Source organism: Bradyrhizobium pachyrhizi, from assembly GCF_001189245.1.
Taxonomy (GTDB): Bacteria; Pseudomonadota; Alphaproteobacteria; order Rhizobiales; family Xanthobacteraceae; genus Bradyrhizobium; species Bradyrhizobium pachyrhizi.
The window spans coordinates 78,759-90,976 of the sequence record NZ_LFIQ01000053.1; the positions used below are offsets into that span (position 1 = coordinate 78,759).

The following is a 12,218-nucleotide window of genomic DNA, read 5'->3' on the forward strand; positions in this document are numbered from 1 at the left end:
CTTTCGCGCTGCCGAGACCGGCAACTTCACGGCTTGCTGCCGCGTAAAGCGCGACAGCTGGCGCTCGAGTCACCTTGCCATTGGAGCGGCAAGCGCTGGACATGGCCAACTACCAGTTCTGGCAGGTTGATCGAGACGACGGACACATGGCAAGCGTGGCCGAAACGAACGCTGCGGGATCACAGGTCCAGGAACTAGGAATGCACTACAGATTTGGCCATGCCAATGGAGCGTACGAAGTTAGCAACTGCTCGCCCACAGCCACCAAAGCCGCTCGAAACCTGATTCCTCTGATCTCATGGGCCATCATCATGAACGTTGTGACGCGATCGCTGCGCGAAGAGATTCCAAGGCTCTCTGGAAATCGCGGTCGTCGATCGTTTCGCCCTTCGCAGGCGAGCCTACCAAGCAGCTTCATGAAGCCACGGCGCCGGCTTGGCCAGCTTTGCATTCCAGTGGCCGCCATTTCGTCGAGAACGGCCTCTTCGAGCGGGATGCTCGGCACAACTGCAGTCCTCTGCCCCATAGTGTAGCAGGGTCGAGGCTCGCAATGTCTTGACGGCGAGGACAGCTGAGGCTCCGCGCGCTCGCTGCCAGCGGTTCTCGTCCAGCCAGCAAGCGCTGTCACTCTCGGCAAATCCGGCCTGATGCACAACAAGGTGCAGACCAGATCGTTCTCGCGTTTACGGGCGACGTGGCTCGGCGCGTTAAGCGGATCTCGCTGGGATGGACGAACCGCCTTGCCCGTGAGGCGTCGGCCCCCTTGTCCTTAGACGCCGAGGCTTGGGAAGTCCGTTCTGGGCCATCAAGGCCGGTTTTCAATTCATGCGTGGTTCGCAAACAAGGACGCGAAGAAAACTGTGGGTGATTACTTTGATGCGGCGACGACGCCTCAGACATCTTCGGCCACGGCAGCACTTGCCTGCAGCTTGCGATCAAGCGAGAAGAAACCGCGACTTGCCGTCGCACTTTCTCTCGCGGCTTGTTTGATGGGCCCCCCTGTTTTGGCACAAACTGCTGAAGAGACTGGTCCCAAAAGCAGCGCTGTGGGCCAAGCCACTAAGAGAAGAACGCCAAGAGCGCCCGACATGTCCACAAAGCTCCGGATCGGCGTGGTCAATCAGCCAGTTCGAACGGCGCCGGCATCAGCTCCCAACCTGTCTCTCATAAAGCGCAGCAGCGCCGATCGGGTTGTTCAGACGCAAACGCGAAAGACGATCGACCCCTTCGCACGCTTCGATACTTTCCGAGAAAAAGGGATCTGGCTCACCATACCGGGCCCTGTCGATACGATTGTTCAGGACAGGGACGGTGTTAGATCCGCTCTGGCTGACGTCGGGATCGGCTATATCGGCTGGACGCACAACACGTTTGCCAACGACCAGCTGCCGAATGCGGCCAGAAGCAGCATCGCCAACCAGCTCTACATGGGGCAGAATCCGACGTTTGCTACGGCGAACTTCATGATCGTCACCTACGATCTCGGCCGGTTTGGCATTCCCGATGGCCAGATTGTCGTGGGAGCGGAGCAGCAATACTGGACATGGAAGCGCCCGGGACCGGATCGAGTGGGGCTAAATACACTCGCCTATTATCAAACTTTCCTCGACAGGAAATTCGAACTCAAACTTGGCTATCTCAGAAATCAGAATGAGTTCACCGGCACATTGTTCGGAGGGATCTCAGGATCAAACATGTTTGCCTTGTTCCAGGCAGGCATGAGCACCAACGCCGCTCCCACGCCCGCCGTCAACCTTAAGTACAATTTTGCTGATCGCTGGTACAATAAAGTCTCCGTGCAGCGCTCCATCAGCCCAGATGGTCCTTATGCGCAGATAACCGACAATCCAACCGGCCTGAACTGGAGTACGGCCAATACAGGCATTCTTTTCATTGACGAACTTGGCTACAAGAGCAAGGCCGCTCCCGGCGTGCCCGACACATGGCTGCGGGCGGGCATTGGCTTCAACAACAGCCGCTACAAGAATCTAGCGGATCCGGATCAACAAAGGGAGAGCGGGAACAACTTTCATTACGTCGCTGCTGACAGGCAGCTCTGGCAGAGTGATGTCGAGGGGACGCCATCTCGCGGCATCTATGGCGGATTCTCCATCATGGGAGCTCCGCCTGACTTGAACCGGATCAGCCGGTATTACGAGCTTCGGCTGTATGCGAAGGGACCTTTTGATAGTCGTCCCAGTGATCTGATGGCTCTTGTCGCCACCAACACCGCCTGGAGCAAGTTTGCAGTGGATGCCGCCTTGGCAAAAGGACAGCTTGCGCATCGCGATACCACTGCAATTACGGGAACATACACCGCGCATCTCGCCCCGGGTGTGTATGCAACCGTCGGACTGTCGTACGTGCACAACCCGACAAGCGTCACACACACGCCCCAAACGGAGCACGCCCTCAATCTTCTGGTGTCTACGCTGATATTCTTCTAGTCATCGAGGATGCACACCAATTCGGCTTCCCAGTCCTCGGTTTTAAAAATAGGTAATGCGTCAGTTTGAATTTCAAACTGAGGCATTACCAAAATTACGTGCTACTTCTGTCAACGCGTCGGCTGGAGGCTGCGAAGAGCGAACCGGGAGCCGGCTCTCGGATGATCCCGGGGGCTTCCGATCGGATTTCGGCTACAGCTCTACTTATGCGCGGGCTGATCCGCTGGACAAAAGGGCGCGGGGCGAAGCTCCTAGAATGAGCTGAGACAGATAAGGAATGTCGCGCACGGTTCGGCGCACCATCAGCGCGACGAGAACAATCGCTCCCCCTAGAATTCCCGCCACGGCCAACCTGGTTGTGAGATCCGAAGGCACTGCGTACCGTATCGAATCCATGAGGCGAAATACCGTACCCTGAATCAAGTACAGCACCAGCGTGCTCTGTCCCATTTCCACGGCGATAAAGCGGACCACTCGATTTGAGCGGCCAGATCTCCAGCATTGCAAGAAGAGCTCAATCATGATCGCTGAGGCTGCCGCAGAGCCAAAAAGCATCAGAAGCACGTTCTTCGCCGACAGCACATCTTGAACCAACGCGAGATTTTTGTAGACGTAAGTGTCCTTCTGCCAGGCCAGAAAACACACCAGTGCCGCTATCCAGAGAGACACGACCAAGATCAGCTTGTAAGATGGTGTTATGCTTGTCCACCGGCCTTTCGACTGCGCAAATGAGAAGCCCAGGCAGAAAAACGGGTAAGTGTACTTTATGAGAGGAAATATGGAGAATGTCAGGGGTGCGAGCGCGACCAGTACGACTGATACGAACAAGATCCAGGGCGAGCAATGATCGAAGATCGAAAGAATTTTAACGAGAAGAAAATGAACGAACGCTGCCCAGATGAACCAGTATGTGTCGGCAACATCGTTCAGAACTGGCAAAATGTCGCCCGATGCGTCAGGCGCGCGGGGGAGCACAGCCAACTTTGCTGTCTCCAGGAGGGCGCACCAAAACAGCATGGGCAGCAAGAGCTGCATCGCCCGATCGCCGACGGCTTGCGCTAACGACTTTCGCAACAGCGCACGGCAAGCAAGATGTCCGCTTATCGCCATAAAGAGAGGCATATGGAACATGTAGATCCATTTGAAGCATGGCGAATCCCAGAAGCCTTCATCTCGGTAGAGGATATACTGGATCAGGTGACCGACGATCACCAAAATGATCAGCACTCCTTTGGCAAAATCCAAAGCTAGATCGCGATCGTTCGCCTCTGGCGCACCAGGTGCAGTCGATCCGGTTAAATTTCGCAATGTATCAATCATTCGCTCCTGCAGCTTTGCTCCATGGAGATCGATCCGACCGATCATCGTGGAGGCAATTGCCATTTAGAGACTACGCTCCGATAGCTGGCTGGGCACCAATGTTCAATTATATGGAGGCAGGTGATCGGTATAAAGAAAGAGGGAAGGAGTTATACGAGGGTTTGCAGATCGGCGATCTGTGCGGCCGCAAGCTTTCGAAAAGCTGACGAGATCAAGTGTTCGCAACAAGCAGCGGCGCGGCGATCGCATGATGTCTTCTGAAACATGCAACATAAAGCCGGCCAGCTGTGGCTTCGCAGCCCGCCTGAAGTTGAGCTGCCGCGGGTGCGTTCAAACCCAAGCAAAGCTTCCCTCGCCGTCATCCATACCAGGACGGCGCATGGCATCAACTACGCCTTTTTCGTGAATGTTTCTGTGCCCTATCTTCCGCTGGGCAGCCAATCCGTGGCCTCGCCGAAGAACGCCCTCAGCGACCATTTCGCGGCTTGGCTATCGGTCAGTTGATGAGAGTGAGGCTCGCGGCCTGCCGGATTGGCTCCAATGCCGGAGGATTTGTATTCGGCATAGTTGGCCGTCTTAAGTGTAATCGTCTTGCCCGGAGTCCACTCGCGCCAGCCTTCCGCTATGATCGGTGCATCCATCTTCGTCGACAGGAACACCACTGTGGCATAGGGGCGCCAAGGCCGGCCGAGCGCCACATAGCGCGCGGCAGGGTCGGCAGTCAGCCTGCAATGATCGAAAACATACGCGCTGTCCTCGTCCGAGGCTCCTTTGCTCTGTGCGGTATACACGACCGCTTGATTTGCGATGCCGTGCAACTCACATTGTCGGAAATAGGCCTTGGCATCACCAAATATGAAATCGACATGCCCCTCGATGTAGCAGTTCGAGAAGTATTGTCGCGATACTCGGCCGTTCGGCCGCTTACCGGCAAACAGCGTGTCCTGGGCGCCGAGCAGGCGGACGCGGGTGATAACGTCCCTGTCTCCAGTGACCGACAACGCCACCGCCTGCGAGGATGGATTGGCCGGATTGAGCGCGTAGTCGTTTTGGATTGTCAAATTATCGAGCCGGAAATCATCGCCAGAGGCGTCCAGCGTCGCAGAACGAGCGGTTTCTCCGACATTGATCGCGCCGTCGCCATACACAACGACCGTATCATTTGGCTTCTTGCCGGAACCTATGATATGTACACCAGATTTAGAGACTTTGACCTTCTCGCGATAAATGCCCGGCGCGATCTGGATGTCCCCGCCTTGGATCGGTAATGCGTCGATCGCTTCCTGAACCGAGTGATAGGCTGCCCTGTCGGCATGCGAGACAAAAAGTGGCTGAGCATGGGCCGCCGAGATGCAGAAACTTCCGACCAGAACTGCAGCGAACAGCGCGAAAATCCGCATGTGGTCTCACCTTTTGTCGGGCTCGCTGCACGCTCGATGCAGTCGGGATAACGTCCCGCCGCGACAAGCAGCTGAGTATGATCAACACGTTTCTCCACCGAGCCGGAACTCTCGCGCAACTGCGGGAACGTCCGATGGCGGTGACCCTGTCGGACTGCTGCAATGAGGGTGTCAGCGCCGTGTCTCGTCGCAACGCCCGTGAATCAAAGCGGTATCGAGGCGCATCTGACCGGCCTGAGCTTCGACACCGAGTTGTGCTTAATCATTACCGTCCCGGAATGCTCTGGCACATCCCTCCCATCCGCGCGACGCCGGTTCTCTGGCTCGCCCGGGTAGCGGCGGCGACACATCAGAATGATCGGCGGTCACATTGGCATGTTCGAGCTGCCAAGTCGCGGAATCGGCAAATCGAACATCCTCGAGCGTCACATCAAGGGCGTGCCGCTCGTCGACCCCGCGCATCAGCAGCGCACCATTGTCGCCACGCACATGGCGCAGAACGATCTGGCGATAGACTGGAATCCTCGTGCCTTGGGCACGTGGATCGTATTTTGTATCGAACGCGACCGGCCATCGGTTGCCCCGCAGACACACGTTCTCATAGGTCACCCGTTCGACCAGGCCGCCTCGGCTGATATCGCTCTTGATGCGCAGGCCGGACGTCGTGCCGTCCAAGGTCAGGTTGCGGACCAGTATGTCACTGGCGCCGGAATTCACCTCGCTGCCGATCGACATCCCGTGCCCCCAGCCGAAGTAGTTATCGGTGATGGAGATATGACGGGTTGCGCCATTGTCGCCGGCTTTGATTGCGACGTTATCGTCTCCAGTGCGGATAAAACTGTGGGTGATTGTTACGTCCTGGCTGGCGCCAGGATCGATGCCGTCGGTATTGCGGGCATCGGCCGGTGCATCGATCGTGAGGCCCCAGAACGTGGCACCTTGGACCCGGTTCATCGCGACATGGAAACTGGGTGAATTGCGCAAGGTGACGCCAGAAACAGTGATGTCCTGTGCATGATCAATCTGGATCAAACGCGGGGCGTTCTGGTTGCCGCCCTCGGCCTGTGCGCGGCGGGCCAGCTGCCACCAGGTTTCGGCGCTGCCGACCATCGGTGCACCGCCCTGGCCGTCGATGATGCCGTCGCCGTAGATGCCGCCGCCGCGCGTTTTGGAGAAGCTGACGAACGGCCGACAACCGTCGCCTTTCGCCCCGATGCGACCACACTGTCCGCGACCCTTGTCGTAGGCAGCAGGTTCGGGGATGGCGAAAAGCGTTGCACCGCGTCCGATCCACAAGGTCACGCCCGATTTCATCTCGAGTGAGCCCGATCGGAACTCGCCACGCCCGAGATAGACCGCAGCACCGGCGGGGCAATGGTCGATGGCACCTTGCAGCCTCGCCGTGTCGTTCCCACCAGATGGCACCGGGCGGTCGCAGACCGTTTGAGGTGCTCCGGGTTCGGCGACAATGCGGCGATCTTGTGCTTTCGCGGTGGGGCAAAAAGCGATGAAGGCAACGCTAAACAACAGGGTCCATTCGCGAAAAAGCTTTGTCATCGACCTCGTCTCGTGCCGCGAGCATCCTCGCCACTACCTTGTCCTGAGCTGAGCGCCGGCCAATCGGCCGCCGTTCGCCGCACTGGCCCGCGCAAGATGACATTTATAAGACCGCAAACGAGAGCGTGGGCCTTGCCAACGACGGCACTCGACGGCTGATGCCATCGAGGCAGAGCCGGAGCACCTCACGTCCGCATCGATTCTTCAGCGAACGGAGCAGCCGCAAGCCAGATACGAGGCGGCCAGGCACCATGTGCTCAGGTAGAGCAGCCTGCTTTGGACCGAACAGAACCAGAAACAGACTCAGGTCGATCGACGGCTATGCACGTGAACTGATTTTTCGATCTCGACCCTTTATTTTGCCCGGGATCAAACATTCTTGCCTGCAAACTCTCGAATAAGACCGAGCAGCGCGTCGGGGGCGATAAGCCGGGACGAGAAAGAACCGCCAGATCGCAGCTGAACGACAAGTTACTGCTCGGGCGCCGCCGTAGTTTACAGAACGGCTCGGCGCAGTGGGTGATTGAATAGTGCAGTTCGCGGCGCCGTTGCTCGCAGCTTGAAGCGTTTTCCGCGTTCAGCATGTCGTAGTTTTGCGAGCCTTATCGAATCGAAGACCAGGCAGCACGCCGCGGCCGCGCATCGAATGCCAAAAAGACAGTACGCGCTCGACCACTTGCAAGCGGTGGCGGTGGTGTAGCGACGACGATGAGGTCGCAAGTTGACCGTCGATCATTGCAGAAGACGATGAGTTGTGATTTGGGCGCGAGCGCGCCTAGCTGTGTACGTTACGTACATAGCTGCTGTAGTGGCAGCTACTTTACCCGACATTTGGTTAGCTCTTTGCTTACGGTGTGATCTTGCGACCTCAGTGGTAGAACCGATGCAGGTTCATGATTCTGTGCGAAATTATGCTGCGAGCGCTAAAAGTTCCAAAGTTGCGACCAGGCTTTTACAAAGGGTCAAAGGAATATTCGACGACAAGCACCATCAACCCACCGTGCTAGTTCAGTAGAGACCATGAATAGACGGTGACCCGAATCGCGGATGGCGGTCCGCCGACCGTCGGAAGGCCCTGCCCGCCTGGGACTAAATCAGGGTCGGATTTCGGAACTCCGCGATCTCCCGGTGCGAACGAATCACCTGCGGAATCCTGCTGATTGAGAGCAGTCTTTAACCTTGTTGTTTGCGGTGCGACAAGCCGTTTCTGCCGACGCCAATAAGGCTCGAAGAACTTGATTGCATACGGAGAAAGGCCGCTCTCGAAGAGATAAGCAGGTCAGCCCAGCAGGCCTGTTTGTCGCTGGCTGGGCTTTGGGAGATTCCGACGAAGCCGATTGTCCGCATCAGTTGCGCTGGACCGCTGCTTCATCGAGCGGGAGTTTGCGATTTCGGAGGTGATGTACTCGGGTAATTGAGCTACCAGGATTATCGGAACATCGGGCAATCTCGCATGCCCCCGGCCGAGCCGTCTACTACGACTCTCGCGCGCGCCTTTTACCTAGTTCACCGACATGGTCACGCTTCCCTCCGGAAACGTGCGGTGATTTTAGTGAGCCACCTAAAGCTTCGATGTAGCGTCGTAGATTGCTGACATACAGATCCGCGCGACGTTCTAGTTTCGCGATGGCGCGTTGGCCTACGTTTGGTTCACGCGCCAGCTCTTTCTTGCGAGCGCGCGCCTGCGCGAAGTTTGGCGGCCAGGTGATGTCGTCTCGCTTGAAGCAAGAATCGAGGATGCACAGCGTGCCGTCCAGCCATCAGGTCGTCCCTTCCTTCTTAAGCCTTCGAGATGCCCCCGTCGCAACGCTTGTCAGCGAGGGCAGCATTCTTCGTAGAACATGTCCTTACCCGTCTTGCCTCCGCCGATCAGCGCCGCGCCGTAGAAGAAGCCGATCCCATGAAAATTCTCATCCAAATTGACGCTGTTAGCGGTAACCTTCCCGATCGCCAAGCTCACCTTCCGGCAGTCGGCTTCCCAGCTGACGGAAAGCTGACGTGACCTGATCATGAAAGTGGATCTGTCTGCTCACAAACGCCGGCCGCGGCCAGTGCGACGTGCCCGGCCGCCGGCAAGATGAGCCGCTCGGCCACGACCACTTCCTGCTAGCGCCGCGCCTCCGTTTTTTCAAAGTGGAGCCCGGTGGCAAAAAGGAAACCGGATCGGCAGGTGGCACGCTTCTCGTGCCCAACTTCCCGACCGCTTTGGCCGTCCGGAAAAGCTACCGACCAGTGGCCTGAACAACTGCAGTGTATGGATAATACCGGTGCCCGATCGACAGAAACCAAATGCAGGAATTGGAGCGTGGCTTTTTTGCAGTCAAGGGCGAAGCGTTTGACGAGTCAGAAGTCCCGCCTCGTTCGGGACGTGGCCCGCGGCGCCTACAACAGCCTCGGCGTCGGTACCACGCAGCTTTACGACAAGACCGTCGTCTATAACCACAAGCGCCACGGCGAATCTCAGCTCGGCAATCGCAAGTTTGCCTTTCGCGTGAAACCACGCTTTCCCAAGTCGCTGACGCGGGAGTTTCTGCTCGTTGATCTGGTCAACAACGTCGATCAGCTTGCCGAAGCGAAAGACGAGGTTCTCAGGAGGGTCGCCTAACGTGCCATGTCATCGAACCGGCGGCGCCTGCAACAGGCGGTTCGTTCCTATGGAAATGAGCGAACAAGGAAGTTCTTCGATCGCGCCTTGAAAGCGAGCGGGTCGCATGCCGCGTGATTTCCTTCACAACCATCCGCAATTCGGCGACTTGATTCGCATCGTGGCGGAGGAAAAAGGCATCGATCCAGCCCTGGTCGAAAAGGACTACTGGATCATGCATTGCCTCCATGGACTCCAGCAGTTTGGCTTCACGTTTCAGTTGAAGGGCGGCACGTCGCTTTCCAAGGGGCACGGCATTATCGGTCGCTTTTCGGAGGACATCGACATTCTCATCGAGCCTCCGGCTGAGCGGGATGTAAAGACCGGCAAGAACCACGATAAGCCGGCACATATTCAATCCCGGAAAGACTTTTACGATTGGCTGGCGCAAAGCATCAAGATCGATGGCATCGCCACGGTCGAACGGGACGCGGACTTTGATGATATCCCGAAATATCGCAGCGCGGGAATCAAGCTGACCTTTCCCAGCACGGTCGAGGCCATGGAAGGTCTTCGCGACGGGGTGTTGCCCGAAGTTGGCTTCGACACCGTTGCACCAAACGAGCCGAGGGACATCAGTTCGTGGGTCTATGACTACGCCGCGGGCAAGGTCGAGGTCATCGACAACCGGGCCAAGGCCGTCCCTAGCTATGACCCGCGCTACACCTTCGAGAAGCTGCAAACGGTGGCGACGAAGCTCCGTCATCAGCAGGCTGACGGCAGCGACCCTATTGAGACATTCACCAACTGCTTCAACGCGACGATGTTCGAACCTTCATTGGCACCGAGGCCTACAACAAGCACAAGAATGATCGCTTTCCGAAAGCGGACAACAAGGATATCGCCACAAACGAGGCCTTCACCCCGAGCGACGCCAAGACGCGCGCGCTCTATGCCGACGCCTGCGAGCGCAGCAGCGCCCTGTACTATGAGGGCAAGTCGAGCTTCGACGAGATCCTGGCGGAGATCGGAAATTGGATCGGCAAGCTTTAGCAGTTCTGTCATAAGAGAAGCGGAAACACATTTCTGAATGCTCAAACCCAACATCGCGGACCAAAACTTCTCAAAATCTGCACCTTGATCATGATGAGAGGCCCAGACAAGGAAGACCATCCACCATCGCCGAGGGGCTGAGACCGGTTCATGATGGTCGAGTTCAGCCGCAACCAACGTATCCGTGCGGGAGCGGACTACGACACAAACACTGCCACGGCAGTCTTGCGCCTGATCCCTTCCCGCAGGACCTCTTCCCAAGCGATGTCGATAGCTTAAGCGAGCGCTATAACGATCGCGCGAATGCCATGTCAAAGCATGCGGGCTGGAGGCGGCGGACTCTGTGGCCGCCGAGTTGTGGCCAGATGCCTATCTTGGCGCATCTGCTGAAATGCAGGACGACGGTAAGAATGTCATCAAGATCAACCGCGGGACGGGGCTTCTGTTGCGCGATCTGTTTGATCAGATGCTTTCGCACCCCAACAATTTGCCCCACGTAGGATGGCCTAGTGCGGAGATCGTTCGCGGAGATTATCAACCGAGACGCAGCTTCTATGATATGACGACCACCGCGCAACGCAACTGGCAGCCGAAGGACCCAGCACGCGCGAAGTACGCCTCAGACCTCGCCCTTCAGCTATTGATCACTTGTTCGACCATGAGTTGGGCCACATAGTCAACGGTCACACCGCTCTGCAGAAGCAGGTCACCGGCTCCAGCCTGACCTCAGAAGCGGAATCGTTCTCTGCGCTGGACTACCAAGCTGTCGAATTTCAGGCCGATTGTTTCGCGATCGGACAAGGCTTGCACCGGCTTAGCACACGACCAGCCGTCGCTGCTAAGCGGGTATATGACCTATTGTGCGTGAGAACTCCGTCGAACACATCCTTGCACAGAAGAAACACCCGCCCGCGAACATCCGACTGCGGTTGATCTTGGGTTCAAGCGTCGAAGTGATGCTGCATCGCAAATTGATGCCCATGCCCAACTTTGGATAGCTGATGCTCAATGCAATGCTTGAGTGTGAAGAAGGGACGTTCATCGACCCCGATAAATGATAGACGATGGTGGTTTGACCGCGCCGGTCATGCCCGCCTTGCGCGATAACTACTTTAAGAAATTGCGGCCGCGATTGCTACCGTATGCCTTCGGTGGAAGGCTGAACCCAGACCTTCCATGAAGCTGCCGCACGACGAACGCAGCCAACAAAACTGCCAAGATTCCGGAGCGCGAGCATGATGCGCCGGAGTGGCAGGCTACGTTCAATCGCCATACGGATCGATAATTGGCAAGCAACGGCATATCGGACAATCGCCGCGCTGGTGGTTTTCCCTTGCTGCGGTGCTGCGATGGCCGCCGACCGGATCGGACAAGCCAGCGTTATCGATGACGATACGCTCGCAGTTCACGGCACCCGCATCCGCCTTTGGTGTATCGACGCGCCAGAGAGCACGCAGCTCATGCAGTGACAGTCGATGCGAGCAACCACATTGACGCGGTGAATTGCTCAATGCGACGCAGCGATGATGAATACAGAGGCCATCACTACGAAAAGCAAACCGCCGATTACTATCGTTCATCGTGAAACATACATTACCTGTCTACCGTGCTCTCCGCGACGAGGGCAATCTGGGGCTTGTAGGGTTGCTCCGTTATTGGCGGCGATTCGGTGGACTGCGCGACGGCTGCTGAGGTTGCAGACGATGGCCTCGCGTTTGATGTACTCAGCGCAAAACGGACATTTCCTCGCCTTTCCTTCGTGACACTCCATCTACGAAGGGTCGCCATCATCCCCACGTCTCGGCAACAATGCGAGCAGGATGACCGCCAGCAACGGCGAGATCACACAAGCGAGAA

9 protein-coding genes are annotated in these 12,218 nt (G+C 57.2%); 5 read left to right on the forward strand and 4 right to left on the reverse strand.

Features of this window, described 5'->3' with window-relative positions:
- Positions 1–1,088 precede the first annotated feature (1,088 nt).
- Positions 1,089–2,447 carry a carbohydrate porin gene (locus AKL29_RS10555; protein WP_193395199.1) on the forward strand — a complete coding sequence of 453 codons (1,359 nt, stop codon included), beginning with the start codon at positions 1,089–1,091 and terminating at the stop codon, positions 2,445–2,447.
- A gap of 204 nt (positions 2,448–2,651) precedes the next feature.
- Here the strand turns inward: AKL29_RS10555 and nolL are convergent, their stop codons facing one another.
- The 4 genes from nolL to AKL29_RS10575 form a co-directional block, all read right to left on the reverse strand.
- Positions 2,652–3,767 (reverse strand): nodulation factor fucose acetyltransferase NolL, encoded by a 1,116-nt coding sequence (nolL, locus tag AKL29_RS10560; protein WP_050384150.1) that lies wholly within the window; start codon positions 3,765–3,767, stop codon positions 2,652–2,654.
- Between the two features lie 419 nt (positions 3,768–4,186).
- Complete coding sequence (locus AKL29_RS10565) at positions 4,187–5,167, reverse strand: pectinesterase family protein (RefSeq protein WP_050384114.1); 981 nt, start codon at positions 5,165–5,167, stop codon at positions 4,187–4,189.
- Between the two features lie 258 nt (positions 5,168–5,425).
- Entirely contained in the window at positions 5,426–6,724 is a 1,299-nt protein-coding gene (locus tag AKL29_RS10570; RefSeq protein ID WP_038378073.1) for a glycoside hydrolase family 28 protein, read from the reverse strand.
- A gap of 1,813 nt (positions 6,725–8,537) precedes the next feature.
- Complete coding sequence (locus AKL29_RS10575; protein WP_050384115.1) at positions 8,538–8,735, reverse strand: hypothetical protein; 198 nt, start codon at positions 8,733–8,735, stop codon at positions 8,538–8,540.
- Positions 8,736–9,029: 294 nt separating this feature from the next.
- Between AKL29_RS10575 and AKL29_RS40555 the strand changes: the two genes are divergently transcribed.
- The 4 genes from AKL29_RS40555 to AKL29_RS46440 all read left to right on the forward strand — a co-directional run bounded on the left by AKL29_RS40555 (position 9,030) and on the right by AKL29_RS46440 (position 11,830).
- Positions 9,030–9,329, forward strand: a complete 300-nt coding sequence (locus AKL29_RS40555) for a hypothetical protein (protein ID WP_202814542.1) — start codon at positions 9,030–9,032, stop codon at positions 9,327–9,329.
- Positions 9,330–9,435: 106 nt separating this feature from the next.
- Positions 9,436–10,398: a nucleotidyl transferase AbiEii/AbiGii toxin family protein gene (locus AKL29_RS10585; protein ID WP_244481909.1), complete on the forward strand. Its 963-nt coding sequence runs from the start codon at positions 9,436–9,438 to the stop codon at positions 10,396–10,398.
- A 306-nt stretch (positions 10,399–10,704) separates the two neighbouring features.
- Entirely contained in the window at positions 10,705–11,037 is a 333-nt protein-coding gene (locus tag AKL29_RS10590; protein ID WP_152977524.1) for a hypothetical protein, read from the forward strand.
- A 559-nt stretch (positions 11,038–11,596) separates the two neighbouring features.
- Positions 11,597–11,830, forward strand: a complete 234-nt coding sequence (locus AKL29_RS46440) for a hypothetical protein (protein WP_193395200.1) — start codon at positions 11,597–11,599, stop codon at positions 11,828–11,830.
- Positions 11,831–12,218: the final 388 nt, after the last annotated feature.

Excerpts from the sequence above, each read along its gene's own strand:
- AKL29_RS10555 (WP_193395199.1), top strand. The coding sequence starts at position 1,089 with ATGTCCACAAAGCTCCGGATCGGCGTGGTCAATCAGCCAGTTCGAACG.
- nolL (WP_050384150.1), bottom strand. The coding sequence starts at position 3,767 with ATGATTGATACATTGCGAAATTTAACCGGATCGACTGCACCTGGTGCG.
- AKL29_RS10565 (WP_050384114.1), bottom strand. The coding sequence starts at position 5,167 with ATGCGGATTTTCGCGCTGTTCGCTGCAGTTCTGGTCGGAAGTTTCTGC.
- AKL29_RS10570 (WP_038378073.1), bottom strand. The coding sequence starts at position 6,724 with ATGACAAAGCTTTTTCGCGAATGGACCCTGTTGTTTAGCGTTGCCTTC.
- AKL29_RS10575 (WP_050384115.1), bottom strand. The coding sequence starts at position 8,735 with ATGATCAGGTCACGTCAGCTTTCCGTCAGCTGGGAAGCCGACTGCCGG.
- AKL29_RS10585 (WP_244481909.1), top strand. The coding sequence starts at position 9,436 with ATGCCGCGTGATTTCCTTCACAACCATCCGCAATTCGGCGACTTGATT.
- AKL29_RS46440 (WP_193395200.1), top strand. The coding sequence starts at position 11,597 with ATGATGCGCCGGAGTGGCAGGCTACGTTCAATCGCCATACGGATCGAT.